The sequence below is a fragment of the Gemella parahaemolysans genome (assembly GCF_053758945.1).
In genome coordinates, this window is the sequence record NZ_JBSMTP010000004.1 from 1 (window position 1) to 18,886 (window position 18,886).

Genomic DNA, 18,886 nt, shown 5'->3' on the forward strand with positions numbered 1-18,886 from the left:
AGTCGTTTCCATTGATTGTTACTTTTGATCCTTCTGGATAGTTGTTTCCGTCTGGGTCTGTTACTTTATATGTTACATTTCCACTTGTTGGATCTTGGTTTTCTTTCGCAATCCTTGGTACTTTACTATCTACTAGTTTCGCTGGTACTTCTACTTCGTTTCCTGCTTTCGGTAGTTTTCCATCTTCTTTTACTTTTGGCGTTTCATTTGTTTTCGCTTCTGGTAATTTGTCGTTTGGTACTGTTACTGTTCCGTCCGCTGCTACTGGGTAGTCGTTTCCATTGATTGTTACTTTTGATCCTTCTGGATAGTTGTTTCCGTCTGGGTCTGTTACTTTATATGTTACATTTCCACTTGTTGGATCTTGGTTTTCTTTCGCAATCCTTGGTACTTTACTTTTCGGTAATGTATTCACTGGAACTTCCACTGTTTCTGTAGAACCATCTGGATATGTCACAGTTGCTGTTACATACAATGAACCATTTTCTTTTGTTTTTACTACTTTATCAGATATAAATGTTAATCCTGTTACATCTTTATTAACATTAACTGTTCCTTTATCTGCAGTAAATGTTAATGTGTCTTTAATTTTATTAAATTCTTCATCTGATAATGATGCACCCGGTTCTGTAATATCTCTTTCAATTACTGGAGCAACCGTAGTTGGTGTGTACTTCGCTGCTTGTGTTTTAACTTTGAAAATTACACGGTAAGGATTTGTAGTGACATTATCTCTACTTCCATTTTTTTCCTTAATATTATTTTCTGCAGCATCCATTGCTGAAACATATCGACTTACAATTACGTCACCATTATTCCATAATGTATTAGCAGATTTTTCTCTACTTAGTGTACCTGTAACATTTAGTGTATAAGGTGCAGGCGTAATAGTATCTCCATTTCGTACAAGTTTATTATAAGTAAGTCCATAATTTCCTAGTGTTATATCTTTTGTACTTTGATCGAAGATTACTGCTTCTAATAATTTATTAGAATTATCTGTTATTGTTGCAATATCAAGATTTGTTTCTTCAGTTGGTGTGATATATACTACACGGTTTCCTTGTGCATCTATTTCTACATTCTTGAAATCAACTGTTGGTAGAATTGCATCTCCATTACCTGCTATTGCTGTTACAGGGGTACTCTCAACACCACCTGTAGCATCTGTCGTAATAGCCTTAGCAGTTACTGTTGAACCATCTTTAACCTTAATGTCTTTTAGTTTAAATACACCTGTTGTTGGATCAACTGTCAGTGGCGCACCTGAACCAAATTCCCATACTCCGCTACTATTTTTCTTAGCCGTGTATATTACTTCTGACGGATTTGTTCCTTCTTGTGGCGTAAATGTTACACTAACTTTATCGACATTTGTTTGATTTGTTGGTGTAATTTCTACATCACCATTATCTTTTGGAGTCACTGTTGGCGCTGTTGGTTTAACAAGGAATATTACGTCTTTTTCAATCGTTGTAGGTGTAAATGTTTTAACACCATTTACAGTATAGAATCCTGCACCGCCTTTGAATTTAACAACCGCTTTATAACCAGTTATTCTACCCGGTTCATTTAGTTTTGTATCATTTGAAACAACCTGATCATTCTTTTTCCATTCGAAGATCATTCCACCTGGATATAGAGAATCTGGATTGCTTACTGTAAGATCCGCTTTATCTACTGCCGCGAATGCGTGAGAATCACCTAATTTAGTATCTAAAGGTACTTCTTTTGGACTATTAACAAGATTAACATCCACAACTGTATACTTAAATTTATACGTTTTAGTATTTCCTGCAGCATCAGTTACAACTACGCTTGCTTCACGTGTTCCTGTAGTAGCACCACTTGTAGCTGCATCATCACCTTCTAGATTAACATTCGTTCCATTAGGCATTGCTTCTGTTTTATTTACACTTCGACCATTTGGAAGATTAGTGATATTAATAGAAGCCGTTGTTCCAGAATTATCATCCACTATAAATGTTGGATTAAACGTTGCACCTTTAAATATAACAAAACGATTATCTTCAGCATTTTCTGTTAAAGCTACTGGCGTGTTGTTTCCTAATTTAATTTTCGCTGTTGGCGCTTCTTTTTCTAGTTGCACCGTAACTGGTACAATTTTTGATTGTTGTACTTGAGTTGCCCAAGGACCATTTTCTACTGTCTTCGGTAATGTTACTTTTACATAACGAGTTACTGAGCCCTGTCCTGTCACAGTCTTATCAGTAAGAGCTGAACCATCTTGATTTACCCATTCATACGTAGTTCCAGTTGGAAGTTCTGGAGAATTGTCTGTTTTTATTACAGCTGTTTCTGCTTGGCTATCTGTTAAAGAATCTCCTGAGTTTACTGTGATTTCATTAGTATTTGCTTTTACATCAAACACCGTATGAACAATTTCACCTTCACGTCTTAATTTCGATAATTCATCTGTAGCCGTTGCAGTATATCTACCTTTTGGATAAGTTGCTCCTAGAATATATTTATATTCACCTACTCCTCCTGTTGTCGGATCAATGTCTTTATTAATTTCTCTAGGCATAACATGCTCATTAGGATTAGCTTTCGGTGGTACATCTTTGAATACTTTTTGCCCATTTTCTTCTGTTTCTTTTTTCACATACCAATTCATACCTTGAACTAGTCCACGATTTAAATAGTAGTTAGGATCCGTACTATTACGACGTACTCCTGCAAAATCATATACTTTGCTAGCTACTGGGAATGATAAATCTACATTATAAGTAACTTCTTTAGTAGTTGTAGCTCCATTTGGTAATTTGATAGTCGCAACAGCTTTTTTGCCTTGTCCATCAGTATCTGTATCAAATGTAAGCTGAACTGTAGAACCAGCTGGTAATTCATCAGTTTGTCCGCCTTCATTGACTTGAATTAATGTTCTCTTTTCATCGTCTGTTAATTTTTCAAATTGAATTAAATTAATTACCGGACGAACCGTTAAGTTATAACCAACTTTGAAGAATCCTAGACTTTCTTTTTCAGAAATATTTCCAGAAGTATCTGTTGCTTGACCTACTAGTTCATAAGTTGCTGGGTCAGCAGTTTTAATAAGACTGCCTAAGACTGTTTCACCTGTAGTTGTAGTAAGTTCTTGACCATTTCTAACTACTTGAGTTTCAACACCATCTTTTTTCACCCAAACATTAAGTTTATTACGAACGCTATTAGAATTTGAATCCGTTACGTCATCTTTATCATAGTTATCTGTTACTTTTACAAGTGAAGATGCTGTTATAGAAGTATCTGTTAATCTTGGAGCATCGTCTGCTGATGTTCCTAAATTATTAGAATCTGAACGTCCTACTATTGGTTTTATTGAATCGATTGGTACGAAATATAAGTTTACAACGTTTGTTGTATTATCTTTTGTTTCACCATTACGTTCTGCCAATGTTCCTGATGTCACCCATTTTGGACGTAAGTAAACTTGCGCTTTATGAATAGCTTGTTCACCATTTACTACATTATTTAATGTAAATTGTGGTAATCCATTTGCTGCAGCAATTGTCACATTTTGAAGAGTTGTACCTGTTCCCCCAGCTTTACCATTCTCAACTAATTTGTTCGCAGAATTTGATACATTTTTAGCTCCACCTAAACTTGCTTTTTCTACTAAATCAATAACATTAATGTAATTTCCATCTTTAAGGAAAGCTGTTGATGGTTTTTCTTGGCTAAATCCATCTCTACCTTGTTCTCCTTTTACTTTATTCACACCTTGAGTTGCAATAAATGATGGATTTTCAGTATGGTTAACCGTCCAACCTTCTTTAAGATTTAATAAATTCAATACTTCGTTAAAGTTAAACGACTGACCTTTTGTTGCATCGTAGTAATAAATTAAGCTACGATCGCCATTCACATTATCTTTAGATGTACTATTTGACCATGCGAATCCTTTATCTGTATCACGTCCTGGAACTTTTAATCCTTCGATATTTTCAAATTTGTAGTCTTTTCTAATATCCGCAAAACGAGTAATAAATCCTGTCGTTGTATTACCCTCTTTTTTGTTTGGATTTGCTTGTAAGAAAGCACGTTTTTTGTCTTTTGTAATTACGATTTCTCCACTATCAGAGATTTCAATATCTTCATCATTTAGATTTAGACGTTGGTTAGCATTTCTTAATGCAATACGAATACCTGTTTTTTCTGCATCGTTTAATTTTTGATCATTTGCTTGAATTATACGATTTGTTGAGTTTTCAGTTACAGGTAGTTTTGCTGTAACTTCTTTTTCATTACTATTTCCAGATAAAGTAGATACTCCACGGTGCGTAACTTTTACTCTAGAGTAAAGTGTTTCATCCGGTAAAAGACCATTAGGTCGAGATGTAGCATAATCGCTTCCACGGAAAGTATATTCTGTTTCTCTACTTCCTTGTGCAAATGCATGTTCAGCGATTGGGGTGTTTGGGTCACGATCACTATAAAGTTGAATAGTACGAATAGCAAATTTATTTACTGTTCCCACATCCGCATCACTTTCACCAATATTAACAATTTCTTTAACTTTAATATCAGGTCTCTCTCCTGCTTTACCGTAAAGTAGATCTTCTCCGCCATCAATTGTAGGTGCAGATGGATCTACGGCAACTAATAGTCTTCGATCTATAGTTCTTGGAGTGAAGATCGTTCTTGAAGTACTATTATCATTTGCAATATCTCCAACTTTATCACCCTCTCCAGCTCTAGTGAAATCTACAGAAACACCTCGTGCATAGTGTCCCATCGCAACAGAAGCTCCTTTAGACTTATCTGCTGGATTAGATGAAATAGCTCCACCACCGATACTATAACTCACACCTTCAGGAAGATAAGCATATCCTCTGTCAGTTTTATTAGCATCATCAATAACTTTCCAGTAATCTTTAGGATTGATATTATTGTCACCATTAGCTAGATTTACTGATTGACCGTTTTTAAGTCCGATAACATAACTCTTACCTGTTTGTTGTCCAGTATCAGTTGTTTCATATCCATTTTTAAACTCCATGTCAACAACACGGTATTTGAATTTCAATACACTCGTATCTTTTGATCCATCACCTTGAACTGTCAATGTTGCTTCATATTCACCTAAAGCCTGATCAGCAGGAACTACCCCGTTAGATAACCTTGCAGTGTATTTACTGTTTTCGCTTCCTGTTTGGACTCCACCTGGGAAAGGCGTAGCTGTTACATTCGTTGGTAACCCTGAAATTGTTACATTAGTGATTTTCCCTGAGTTATCCCATGCTTCTAGTTGCGGGTTAAAGTTAGCACCTCTAAACACTGTGAAGATTGGATCCCCAGCTGTTTGCCCGATTGAAATACCATTTAATGTTGCCTGAGGTTTTGCATTATCTGCTAAGTTAAATGTAACATTCTTTTTAATTTGTTTTGGTGCATAGATTGTAATACCAGCTGCTGTTGTTCTACCATTTAGTGCTGTATCTGGGAATTCTACAATAGCTTCCTTCGTTACAGTTTGAGCTGAATTTGGTAATGTCGTCTTACTAGTTTCATTATTTGCCCATAAGAACTTCATATCACCTGGGAAATACACATCAGCATTTGAAGTAGTTCCATTAAGTGTTGATGCCACGAATTGGTGAGAATCTCCAAGTTCACTTCCTGTAGCTACAGATTTTGGAGAGTTTTTCAATAATACATCAGCAATAATGTATTGGAATTTATACTCTGCAGCATTTCCGTTTTTATCACGAACAGACACAATTGCTTCACGAGTTCCTAATGGTGTAATAGGATCCACTACTTGGTTAGAGAAAGTAATTTCTCTACCATTGCTAACGCCTGTATGAGGAACATCTCTTCCACCTTGTTTATTAAACCATACTCCATTAGGAATATTTCTAATCATGAAGTTATCAGTTGTTCCTGAGTTATCATTAACAATAAATGTTGGGTTAAATGTAGCACCACGATAAACTAAGAATTTATTATCTGCAGCATTCGCTGTTAATGTACGAACTCTACCATCACCAGTTTTTATCGATACAGTTGGAGCTTCTCTATCAGGGTTTTTCGCTGTATCTCGAGCAGCGTCACTTGTATCACTGTTTAAGAATGTAGCTGTTGCTGTTACTGTAGATTGGTCTTTTACAGTTGGTTCTGTAATCGTAATTTTACCACTTCTACTATCTACTGTAATTCCATTTGGACGAGTACCTTGAATTGCCCATGAGTTTCCATCCTTTTTAGCGATAATCGTTTTAGGATTAGTTTCATTTGTAGGAACGTATTGGAATATTACTTTATCTGTATCTCCTTGTGGAGTAATACTTACCGTACCATCTGCAGGGCCAACTACTGAAGGTGCTGTAGGTTTTCTCCCTTTCATAGGTGTTAATAGACGAGTTTGTCCATCTGGATAAGTTACTTTGATTTTATCCGTATTTCCTGCTGTTGTATCGTACTCAAACTTCACTCCAGCATTAACTAAGTCTGGGTTGGCATTTTTAACATTTTGTAATACTTGATTTTTTACTTCTGGTTTTATTGCACCGTTTTGAACGTCAGCACCTGTAATCTCACGTACTGCAGGCTCATTTGGAACTGCTGATAGAAGTTTTACTGTTAGTGTTTTAGATGGTGTTGCTGTGTTTGTCCAGTTATCAGCTTTATCTTTTGCATTTAATGTGACTGTTAATCCACCATTAGGAATTGTAGTTCCGTTTAATTTCACTTTTAATAGAGCATTTACAGTTTTACCACCTGTTACTCCACCTTTAGCAGTAAATGTTGTAGCTCCAGAATTGTGGGCACCCGTAATACTATATTTTGCATTTCCATTAGCCGCTGAAGAGAATGCATTCATTCCATCTCCTAATTCATCATCCTGGATTTGAACGTCTAGAGAAACTTCACCTTTATTATTTGGTGTTACGAATAATGTTACTTGATTATTAGCAGGTGTTGTTGCTAAAGCTTTTCCTGTTTCTCCAACTTTTATAGTCGGAGCCATACCGTCGCCACCTACAGTTACAAGAGCTGATTTATCAGATCTTACATCTGTATGTTTATTATTTTTATAATCTAAGTACGCTGAAGTTGGAATAATAGACTGTGCGTAATATTTACCACTTTTAATTAAAACATCATTAAAGACTGCACTTCCATTTCGACCTGCGTTAACTGTTTTTACTCGTTCTGTTTTTGGAACTCCATTTTCCACATATTCACGGAATAAAGTGATCGGATAACCATCAGTACCATTTGAAACAGTTAATGTTTTAACTTGACCACGAGCTTTCGATAAGTTTTCAGTAAATGTAGGAGTTTTCGGCTGAATAGCAAACTTAATATTCAAGAAGTCTGATGATTTATCAGCGAATGTACGTTTTACTTTATATTCTACTAAACCTGGCTTATCAGCACCATGCATCCCGATTTGAGAGGCTGATAATTTATTCCCCTCTTTATCGTAGAATTCAAATTTTTGTCCTGCTGTAGTTGCTTTATTATCTGATGAAGGTGTATCACTTCCTACTCGAGCAGTATATTGGTGCATATCAAAGTTACTGTTATAGGCACCAGTAGCATCATAACCTAAGATACCATCAGCTTTAAATGGTTGATAGTCAAAATTACGTCCACCAAAACCATATGCCCCTTGTGGATATGCTGTATTATAGTGTTTTCCTTGTTTAATCAGGAATGTACCATTTCCTACTACGTGTAGTGGGAATCTGTCTGTATCATCTTTATCATACGCATGACGTCCATGCCATTGTTCCGCTAAGATACGACGTCCCCATTGTTGAACACGGTATCCAGATGCATAGTACAATTTATCCATTCTCGTATTGTTCGTGTTAGTCGTTTTGAACGAGATAGAATACGAATCACGCCCGTGAAGTTGGAAACGATAAACAGATTGAGTATTATCAGCAATTCTATTGAACATGTCATCTGATTTACGTGTTTCGCCATTAGCTTCTTCCAGACGACGGTAATAATACCCTGCATAAGCTTTACTTTTAGCTAATCCTTCTAAGCTCTCTTCCTCAGGTCCACCGTTTCTTCTTATTCCAATTTCTCTTCCTCTAAGGCTAGAGTTGGGATGAATATTCTGAAGTCTATTTAGCAAATCTCCAGATCCGCTTATTTCTGCTTCGTTACCATTTTGATCTGTTTTAACAATATTAATACTGTTATTTTCTACTCTTTGTCCCTTTGGAATTGAGAAGAAAGCATATCCGTCTTGTTGATCTTCATGGGCAGCATTAAAGGTAATCGTCCATAAATATCCACCATTAACTTCGTTTACTTCTTCATATACTAAACGTCTAACATCTCTTACAGGCGAGTGATTAGCGTTATTAGCTACTAAACTTTCTGTAAACGTATGGAATACATACGTATATTTATCATATGGTGAAGAACCTTTCGTACCATCTTCATAATAGTACTCTTTAGCAATGTTAAAATGATTTGACCCCTCACGAATTTGCCCAATCGCACGTGAACGACGAGTTACTGGTAACGCTTCAGATTGAGTACTAGATTGATTTTTAAGGAATCCTTCAGTAAAGTCACGAGCTTGTTTAAGGTCTGCTAGTGCTTTATTGAAATCTTCTTCAGATAATACACCATCTTCATGAGCCCCTAAAATTTCGTTTAACTTGTCATAATTAGCTTTGATTACAGCTACCTTAGCAGCATCTGCCCCATTTTTTCTAAGATAAGTGACAATATTCCCCATCTCTTCAGCTAATTTATAAGTATCTGCTCCGTTTTTATACGTCGGTAATTCTTTTGATGCAGTTTCTTTGTTAGAAGCCGCTGCTTCTACTTTTGGAGTTTCGCTTGTGCTAGCTTCTGGTTGAACTTCTGTAGTTCTTCCTCTTCTTCCTCGAGAGCTTCTAGCTGGTGTTGAGGTTTCTGTATTGGCAGCTTCCACCGTAGCACTACGATTTTCTCCTATTTGCTTAGTTTCTTCAGCTTTTTTATCAGTTTCAGCAACAGTCTCTTCTAATTTCTTTGTAGCTTTAGTTAATTCTTCAACTTGCGTCTTAACTTCTTCAGCTGTTGCTTTTTCATTTTTTAATACTTCTTTAGCATCTGATAGAACCTTATCTAGATCTTTTGAAATATTACTGATTTTTTCTTTTTCCGTAGACTTCACTAAAGTTTCTAATTTAATAGCTAGTTTACTTAGTTCTTCTTTTTCTACTTTTACCGCTGGTAGCGCCGCTACTGGCACATCGACTTTAATAGTCTTGTTTGCATTCCCAGAATCACCGCTAGCATCCTTATCGACATTTGGCGCAGCATTCGAAGTATTTCCAACATTTTGACTATCTTGTGACACTGGAATATTTTCTGCCTTAGCTGACATTCCACCACCAAAGAAAATAAGCGATGCTACAGCTACGCTGGCTGCACCAAAGTGATATTTTCTTATTGAAAAGCGCGTCAGTTTTTCGCCATCTTTATATTCATATCTCATAATATATATTTGTATCTCCTTTATATTTTTTTATTATTTAATTAGATGTTGTATAATCACATCTAGATATTTAGGATATAGTTACATAAATAATATAACAAGATAATAATTACATATATATAATACTTGCATAAATAAACTAGTGTATACTTCACAACAATCCTAAACATAATAATTATAATACACCAAAACTCTTAAATCAAATAAAAACTTACATTTATCAATACTTGATTCCATAATAAAATCTCTAAAAAATTAAAAAAATGGAAAATATAGAGATATTTTAAAATGCTTAAATATTTAAACATGTAGAAAACCCTTTATTTAAAAGTATTTATACAAAAAAAAAAAAAACTTTATAAAAACATAAAAATATACGTAATTTATTCTTTATTTTAAGTTTTAAAAAAAATTTTATTTTAACTGTTTTAAAGATATAATTTTATAGTTCAAAAATATGTTTATGATACCTATTCTGAAAACTTTTTTCTAAGTGTATAATTATTCATTCATATTTTTTCTTTCGAACTAAAAACGAACCATTATTACATATAAAACTAAAATAATAATTGTATATATCATATCAATATAATAAAAAATAATATATTGTTATATTTCAACATTATTTCCTCACTTGAATAAACTTTATTTTTATTACTCCACTTTAATTAATTAACTTTCATTACTTAATTTACATTTGTTAACAATTCTAAATAATTTTTTTAAAAGATACTGTTTTTTATACACCATCAACTAAAAATGTTAATTACACAAAATATATAATTATATATTAAAAATCTGCTTCTAAAAAAATAAAACAAAAATTTATCCTAGCAAAAGTAATTTCCCCTTATAAATCTAATACATATTTATTTTTTAATTAAAATATTAATTAAAAAAACTATTTGATTTCTTTTTTTGAAATAAATATTGTATAATTACATCAAAGGAGTTGACTTATGTTAAATTTTATAAAAAATAAAACAAATTTATCGATATTGATTTTTTATTTTATATTTAGTTTTTCTAGTTTATTATTTATATTACTAGCTGAATATAATAACAATAAAACACCTACATTATTCCTTAAGCAATTTGTTTTCTATTTCATTGGTCTTGGAATAATATACTTACTTCAGAAAATATCAATAGATTTTATAGAAAAATTCTCTATAGCATTCTATTTATTTACACTAGTTCTTTTGGTTGGAATATTCTTAGTACCCAATAATTTTGCTCCTATCGTAAATGGTGCACGTAGCTGGTACAATCTCGGACTATTCACCTTACAACCATCTGAATTTGGTAAAATAGCCACAGTAGCTATGATTAGTATGTTGATAAAAGAAAAGAGTTTTAAAGATAATACAGATACTGTTAAACTTTTAAAAATATCATTAATAATTTCAATACCTTTCGTACTAGTTCTAAAAGAAAATGACTTAGGTAATGGTTTATTTTTCATCTTTTTATTCTTAGGTTTAGTATTTTTAGTCTGCAATAAAGGAAAGACATTATTCAGAATTTACTCTGTAGTTATAGCTGGGCTAGCAATTATTATTCTTGCTGCCTTATATTTCCCAAGACTTCTAAGTCTAGTTGGATTAAAATCTTATCAGCTTAATCGTATCCTTTCATGGTTAAATCCTGAAGCATACAAGCTAGATTATTCTTACCAAATCACTCAAGTTCTTAGTGAGATTAAATTAGGTGGGCTTACAGGAACATTCGCTAAAAATAAAAACTATATAGATGAACAGTTTAATGATTTTATCTTTTCTATAGTTGCTAAAAACTTTGGATTTATCGGTGCTGCAATATTCTTAATTATCTTCTTTATATTCATACTAAGATTATTCAATATAATGAAAAAATGTGAACAAGGTAACTACAGCTATTACTTTATTTTATTAGCTATTTGTAGTTTTTGCTTCTCATTCTTCATCAATATTTTTTCAACACTTAGTATTATTCCTGTAATTGGTATAAGCATGCCATTTATAAGTTATGGTGGAAGTTCATTAATAGCCAATAGTATTCTCTTTGGAATAATTGTCAAAATTAATGCTACTATACACGAAGAATATATGGAAGATGAATATTACGAAAACTACGAAGAAGAATATGATGAAGCTCAATATATTGATGATTCTCATCCTTTAAATCCTATATACGAGAGTAACAACAATAACTATTACGAGGAAGAACCTCAACAATATAGAAGAAGTAAAAGAAAAAGATAAAAAAATGAGGATAGAAATTTTTTCTATCCTCATTTTTCTTTTTATTTTCTTACATCTTCAATGAATTTATCATCGATAGTTTCCAATAATTTTCCTAAAATTGATTTAGCTGCGTAGTAATCACGGATATCGAATACTGCATTATGAGTGTGAATATAACGTGCACAAATACCGATTACAGTTGTTGGAATACCATTTAATGCTTGGTGAATATTACCAGCATCTGTTCCTCCTGGTGAAGTGAAGTATTGGTATTTAATTCCATTTTCTTCAGCAAGTGCTACGATTTTTTCTCTCATATTAGCACGAAGTACCATAGTTCTATCAACTAATCTTACTAAGAATCCTTCTCCTAAGCGTCCGTTACTAGTTTCTTTTCCATCCATGTCGTTTGCTGGACTACAGTCTACAACGAAACATACATCAGGTTTAATCATATTTGCTGCCACAGTTGCTCCACGAAGACCTACTTCTTCTTGAACAGTAGCACAAACTACTAGATTGAAGTCTAATTCTTTATCAGCAAATTCTTCTAAGATTTCTGTAATAATTACACATCCGTAACGATTATCAACAGCTTTACTCATAAATCTGTTTTCAGTAAGTTGTTCGAATGTTGTTTTTGGTGTAACAAATGCACCTTCGCAAATTCCCATTTCTAAAGCTTCTTCTCTTGAAGATGCACCTACATCTATAGTCATATCGCTAATTTTTACATTTTGCGCTACTCCTGCAGTGAAGTGTTTAGGAATTGATCCTATTACTCCAGTGAATTTTTTCCCTTCATATGAAGTTACTGTGTAAGTTTGAGCTAAAAGAACATCTTCCCTAAAACCACCAAGTGTTTCAAATTTAAGCATACCATTTGGTAATACTTTAGTTACGATAAATCCAACTTCATCCATATGAGCTGAAATCATAACTGTTTTAGCATTTTCTTTTTTAGACTTTTTAATAGCATAGATTCCACCAAGATTATCGAACTTAATCTCATCAGCATATTTAGATAAATTTTCTTCTAAATATTTTGAAATTTCACTTTCAAATCCTGATGTTCCGTCTAACATTGTTAATTCTCTGAATCTTTCTATTGATTTACTCATTTTCTTATACCTCTTTTATGTACTCTATTGTTTCACTTTCTTTATTATAACGTACTTCATACTCGATATTGTTATTATCAAAATAGAACATTAAATATGAGTTTTCTTTTAAGTTTAGCGTATAACTATCTATAACATCATAACCTAATGCAATTAATTTGTTTCTACACCTGTCTATGTGATCATTGTTTAATTCTTGTTCTTCTGTTTTTTGATAAACTCTATATCCTGCATAAGCTGCAGCTAATGGCAATAATATTCTTTTTAATTTCATATTTTACCTCTTATCTGAATTCATCACATAACGAGTTAAATAATTCCTCACTAAATTCTAGATTTTGATGAGCAATAGGTTCATCTCGTTTATAATTACGTAAAGTGTCTTCGTAATGAGGTTTTTTCTCATTTTTATAGATTACCCCTGTAACAAGATCATTATGTTCTTCTAAGACTCTATACGCTTCTAATTTATTAGTATTATCATAACCTTCGATATCAGAAAGTTTTGTTAAGTTTTCTTTATACCACGCTGGTGTATTTTTGTAGTTATATGTTTTACATGGGCTAAACACGTTAACTAGTGAAAATCCATCATGATTGATAGCTTCTTCGAAGATTTGCATCATCTCTTTCATATCACCAGTGAATGCTTGCGCTAAGAATGTAACTTCACAAGATAATGCAATTTTCATAGCTGACAATGGTTTTTCCATTACACCTTCTAGGGTTGTCGTAGTTACTAAACCTTCATCAGATTTAGGTGACATTTGTCCTTTTGTTAATGCATAAAGTTGGTTATCCATTACTACGTATGTCATATTTACATTACGTTTCATAGCATGAACAGCGTGTCCAATTCCGATAGCATATCCGTCACCATCTCCACCCATTGCGAAAACTGTTAGGTCTTGGTTGGCTAGTTTTATCCCTTGTGCAACTGGTAGTGAACGTCCATGCAATCCTTGAACCCCATATGCTCTTGTGTATCCACTAATTTTCCCAGAACATCCAATCCCTGCAGAAATCACAACATTTTCAGGTTTAATTCCCAGATTTACAACAGCTCTATTTATACCCGCAAGTACCGAGAAGTCTCCACAGCCAGCACACCAATCGGGCTTAACATCATTTTTATAGTCTTTTAATGTTACTTTCAAATTATTTCTCCTCCTCTAGTAATTGTTCAACAAGTTGGTGAGTATAATAAATATCCCCATCATATTTTAGTAAACTTCCTATTTTTTCTGAATTGTGATATTTACTTGCAATCACTGTACGTAACTGTTTATTGTGATTATGTTCAACAATATATATTTTTCTATATTTGTCAAATGTATCTCGAATAGCTTGAGCTACTGGATAGATTTGACGAATATGCATAGTATCAATTTTCATACCTTGTTCTTGTAATTGCTTAGCTGCTTTATTTAGAACACCGTATGTTGAATTTACACCTACTAGAAGAATATCTTTTTCTTCATTGTGTTCATTTAGGACAAATGGTCTTTCTACTAATGCTGATTCTATCTTATTAGCACGTTTTTCTTTTTGACGTACTGTGTTACGTTTCACCTCAGAAGGTAATCCTACAACAGAGTGTTCATAACTGTTTGCGTTGTGGATTCCACCTTTTTGACCTGGGATAGTTCTGTTTGAAACTAATACATCAGTCGCATAACGTTTGAAGTAAATAATATCCTCTTCTGTGATTTCTTCTTGTTTTAATAGATTACCACGATCGATTTTCACTTGACTGAAATCAAAGTTAGGTACAGTTTCTTTATTCATACCTAATTGTAAATCCATTAAAACAATAACTGGCGTTTGATACTTTTCCGCCATATTAAACGCATCAATCATAGTGTAGAAACAATCTTCAACAGATGTTGGAGCTAATACAATACGAGAAGCGTCCCCTGTTCCACCGTATACTGCGTGGAAAATATCTGATTGCTCGGTTTTTGTCGGAAGCCCTGAAGAAGGTCCACCCCTTTGAACATCGACTATAACAACTGGTTGCTCTGCCATTGCTGCCATACCTAAGAACTCAGTCATTAATGAGATACCAGGTCCTGAAGTAGCTGTCATAGCACGTACTCCCGCGAAGTTCGCTCCAATAGCTACACCTAACGCTGCAATCTCATCCTCTGTTTGGATATATGCACCATTTACTAGTGGAAGTTTGTCGAATAAATATTCCATAATTTCTGTAGCTGGTGTAATTGGATATCCTGCATACATTCTACAACCTGCTGCTAATGCACCAAGACCTGCCGCATGGTTTCCTATTAACCACATATTTTTGTGAGTTGGATTTAATTTTTTTAAATAATATTTGTCATTAATATTATTTTCAATCATAAAATCATTCATAATCTCACGCCCTTTATCAAAGGCTTGAATATTAATATTTACTATTTCTTCACCTTTACTTGAAAATTTTGCTTCAATCATGTCGTAAAATATTTTTGAATCAATATCTAATAACGCTGAGCAAATACCAAGTGTAATTATATTTTTGATAATCGGATTAGCTATCTCTTTTGCCAACTCCGTTATTGGGAATACTGCAACTAATCCTTTAATTTCTTCTGAAATCTCTGGTTTAATTTTAGCATCCGCAATAATAATACTATTTTCATCTAATTCTGGAATATAACTGTCCAATGTAGATTGGTCAAATGCTATAAGAATATCTGTCTTATAATCTATAACATTTATTTTTTCTTCCGAAATACAAATTTTACTATTACTGTGTCCACCTTTAATTCTACTTGCGAAGTCTCTTGTAGAATACATGTGGTAACCTAGTGTATTTATTACTGTAGAGAAAATTTCAGCTGTACTTTCTAGCCCTTCACCTTGTTCTCCACCAATTTTCCATCCTAATTTATTAATCATATAATCTCCTTTAATCTCTTTCATTAGAAATTTAATCGTTGATTTCTCAATACTTTATTTTACCATATTTAAGAAAATTTTTCCATCCAATAACATTTATTATCAATACTATAATTCTCGTAAAATATAATAACTTCATAAATTCCTTCAATATATCCTTTGAATGTATTACTCATGAAATTTGTATAATATTTAGCAAAGCATAACTTTTTTAATATTTCTTTTTGTAAAATTTAATATACCTATAATCTATCTTACAAATTAAACAAATAACCATATTTACAAAATTATTTTAATACTTATCCTACAATTACAATATTATTAAACAAAGCCAATAATATTATAAAGATTAATATCATTACACAAAGAAAAAAGCCCTCGTAGAAGCAATTAACTTCCACAAGGACGTATCTATAGACGTGTTACCACCTTGATTTATAGTATTTTCACAAGTACTATCTCAATTAGTACTTAAAATATTACTATATAAGTACTCTCTGCTCTAACGGGCTACCCGTAGTAGTCTAACTATTCAACTACTAACACGAAAAGACCATCTTCATAGTATCAAATTTGATCCCTTTCCACCTAACGAGACTCTCTAAGCAAATATCAACTATTACTCTTCTTTCCAAAGTGTAATTTTAATTTTGTTATTTAAGTATAACAAGTTAGAAAAACCTTGTCAATGTTTTTTGAAAAACTTTAATACTATATATTTCTTAATCTCTTTATCTATTTTTTCTTTTTTCTTAATAATACTGCAGTTAATAATGCAACTACACCAAATGATGCTGTAGCTACTGAATTAATACCAGTGTTTGGTAGTTTTCTCTCAATATTTGTATCTCTAGATTTTTTTACTCCATACACATGGGTTGTAATACCATCTTTTTTAGATGTTTCAACTGTGTTATATCCTTTTGAGCTTAATAGAGGAAATTTTAAAATTTGTTTATACTTTTTAGCTTCATCTAAACCAAAGTCAAATTCGTGGTTTCCTACAGCCATAGCATCGTAATTCATTTTATTTAAAATTTCAGCACGCGCTTCCTCTTTTGTTGAATTAGAGATAGGTAAGCCTTGGAATGCATCCCCTGCATCTAGAACTACTGTTGTTTGATCTTTTTTGGCACGTTCATTTTCAATTACTGTTGCTAATTTAGCATCACCAACAACTGATGTATTTTTATCACGACCTTTTTCCTCTACGATACGTCCATGGACATCATTAGTATGCACTAATACTATGTCTTTTTCAGTTGTTTTTGGTGCAACTGCTGATGATGGTGCTGTAGTATCGGTTGGTAATAATGATGGTTTTACAGCTCCTGTTTTTGGAGCTACTGAAACCTCAGATGGCTCTGATGATGGTGTAGCTACTGGTGAAGTTGCTGGAGCTGGTGTTGACTCATCTGCGAATGCAGCTCCTCCTGAAGTTGCTATTGCTAACCCTACGATTGTAGCTGACGCTAGTGTGTAATTTTTTTCTTCATAATAACTTTTTTCTCACTTTCTTATTTGTAAATTAATAGTTAAACAATATCACAAATATACGGTTTTTCAATGCACTTTGTATAATTTTATAATGATAATATTTAAAAAACGAACTTTTTTAATGAAATTATTTTTCTTTTCTTTAAAAAAATAAAAAAAATCGAAATTAGATATAATCCAATCTCGATTCAATATTCTTATTTAAACATTCTTAAAAGTATTCTATCGCTTAATCTTGGGAATAATTGACTAATTTTAACAGCTAAAACTAGCTTAAATGGTAAATTAACTTCACGTTTTTTCTGCTCAATACCTTTTATTATCTTACTGACAACTAGTTTAGGCGTTAATGTTTTACCACCCATTGCTTTTTGATAACTCTTGTCTTCATCAGCGATATTAAAGAAATTTGTAGCTACTGGTCCGGGATTTACAGTCATAACATGAACATTGTCATTTTTTAGTTCTAGACGTAAAGAATTAAAGTATCCAATTAGAGCAAATTTTGTAGCAGAGTAGACAGAACTCTTTGGTGTTGCTATTTTTCCTGCCAGAGAAGCAATAGTAACAATAGTTCCAGATTTCTTTTCTCTCATTCTTTTAGCTATTTCAGTAGTTAATTGAATAGTTCCTATAACATTCGTATCAAACATATTAACAACATCATGATCGCTAAATTCACTAAAATCTTTCATAATCCCATAGCCTGCGCCATTGATAAGTATATCTATATCTTTTACAGATGAAAGTAGGTGCTCTACCTGTTCTTGAGAACCAATATCCACACTATATACTCTAGTCTTGACATTTTCAAAAGCTTCACATTTTTTAGCAACTTTTTCTAGAGCTTCTTTTCTACGTGCTACCAATATCAATTCCACATTCCCTTTTTGTGCATATTGGTGCGCCAATTCACGGCCTAAACCGCTAGAAGCTCCCGTTATTAGTATTTTTTGTTTACTATTTTCCATGTAATAATCCCTCTCTTATCCGTGTTTCGCCGCACAACTACATTGTCCTTTTAGACACTTACACGTAATAACCTCAGCTGCTGTTTTTCTTTTTTCTTTAAGCAACTCTATAATTTCATCAATATTACTTTTACTCAAATTATCTGTTTCAATTATGTTCCTAACAATAATATGAGTTCTTCTTTCACAAATTCTCTCTAAAAAATTTTGTGTTAATATATCTAAACATTCATCTTCAACGCATTTTGCTGAATATAAAAACTTATTTCCTTGTTTTCTAGTTTCTAAAAATCCTTTTTCTACTAACCTTGAAAGCAGGGTTTTAATAGTAGAAGGAGTCCAAGACTTCTCTTCTCCTAGCGTATCAATCACAAATTTACTTGTAGTTTCTTCATTACTCCAAACTACTCGCATTACTTCCCATTCAGCTTCCGAAATATTAATTTCCATTTATTATCATCCTTTTTTTCAGTTACATCTGTAACTATAATACTATTTTAGGAATATAATGTCAATTCTTAAAAAAGGAGTAACTCAAAAATCTTGATTTCTCATAAACCAATTTTGTCAAGTTACCCCGTACAGTTTATTATATATCTAAAAGCTTTTATAAAGCGAATTTAGATATCAATATTCCACTGTCTCTGTAAGTTTTCTTATAAATTTTTTAAAATTTAAGGCTTTTGAGAC

The 18,886-nt window shown here is 32.8% G+C and carries 10 protein-coding genes; 2 read left to right on the top strand and 8 right to left on the bottom strand.

Features of this window, described 5'->3' with window-relative positions:
• A partial coding sequence (locus ACWOBP_RS03785) for a YSIRK-type signal peptide-containing protein (protein ID WP_455337521.1) occupies positions 1-9,481 on the bottom strand: 9,481 nt, incomplete at its 3' end.
• A gap of 959 nt (positions 9,482-10,440) precedes the next feature.
• Between ACWOBP_RS03785 and ACWOBP_RS03790 the strand changes: the two genes are divergently transcribed.
• Complete coding sequence (locus tag ACWOBP_RS03790; RefSeq protein WP_455337522.1) at positions 10,441-11,724, top strand: FtsW/RodA/SpoVE family cell cycle protein; 1,284 nt, start codon at positions 10,441-10,443, stop codon at positions 11,722-11,724.
• Between the two features lie 41 nt (positions 11,725-11,765).
• On the opposite strand, the gene ACWOBP_RS03795 is transcribed toward ACWOBP_RS03790, so the two are convergent.
• The 5 genes from ACWOBP_RS03795 to ACWOBP_RS03815 form a co-directional block, all read right to left on the bottom strand.
• A complete protein-coding gene (locus ACWOBP_RS03795) occupies positions 11,766-12,827 on the bottom strand; it encodes a M42 family metallopeptidase (protein ID WP_455337523.1) in 1,062 nt (353 codons plus the stop codon).
• 4 nt (positions 12,828-12,831) lie between these two features.
• Complete coding sequence (locus tag ACWOBP_RS03800) at positions 12,832-13,101, bottom strand: hypothetical protein (protein WP_455337524.1); 270 nt, start codon at positions 13,099-13,101, stop codon at positions 12,832-12,834.
• A gap of 10 nt (positions 13,102-13,111) precedes the next feature.
• Positions 13,112-13,984, bottom strand: a complete 873-nt coding sequence (locus ACWOBP_RS03805; RefSeq protein WP_455337525.1) for a 2-oxoacid:ferredoxin oxidoreductase subunit beta — start codon at positions 13,982-13,984, stop codon at positions 13,112-13,114.
• Position 13,985: 1 nt separating this feature from the next.
• Complete coding sequence (locus ACWOBP_RS03810) at positions 13,986-15,728, bottom strand: 2-oxoacid:acceptor oxidoreductase subunit alpha (RefSeq protein ID WP_455337526.1); 1,743 nt, start codon at positions 15,726-15,728, stop codon at positions 13,986-13,988.
• Between the two features lie 735 nt (positions 15,729-16,463).
• Complete coding sequence (locus ACWOBP_RS03815; RefSeq protein ID WP_455337527.1) at positions 16,464-16,970, bottom strand: metallophosphoesterase; 507 nt, start codon at positions 16,968-16,970, stop codon at positions 16,464-16,466.
• A 7-nt stretch (positions 16,971-16,977) separates the two neighbouring features.
• On the opposite strand from ACWOBP_RS03815, the gene ACWOBP_RS03820 reads away from it, so the two are divergent.
• Positions 16,978-17,211, top strand: coding sequence for a hypothetical protein (locus tag ACWOBP_RS03820; RefSeq protein ID WP_455337528.1), 234 nt, complete (start codon positions 16,978-16,980; stop codon positions 17,209-17,211).
• Between the two features lie 211 nt (positions 17,212-17,422).
• Here the strand turns inward: ACWOBP_RS03820 and ACWOBP_RS03825 are convergent, their stop codons facing one another.
• The gene (locus ACWOBP_RS03825) at positions 17,423-18,196 is read right to left on the bottom strand and encodes an SDR family NAD(P)-dependent oxidoreductase (protein WP_455337529.1); all 774 of its coding nucleotides are present in this window, start codon (positions 18,194-18,196) and stop codon (positions 17,423-17,425) included.
• 15 nt (positions 18,197-18,211) lie between these two features.
• Positions 18,212-18,646: a CopY/TcrY family copper transport repressor gene (locus ACWOBP_RS03830; RefSeq protein ID WP_455337530.1), complete on the bottom strand. Its 435-nt coding sequence runs from the start codon at positions 18,644-18,646 to the stop codon at positions 18,212-18,214.
• Between the last annotated feature and the right edge of the window lie 240 nt (positions 18,647-18,886).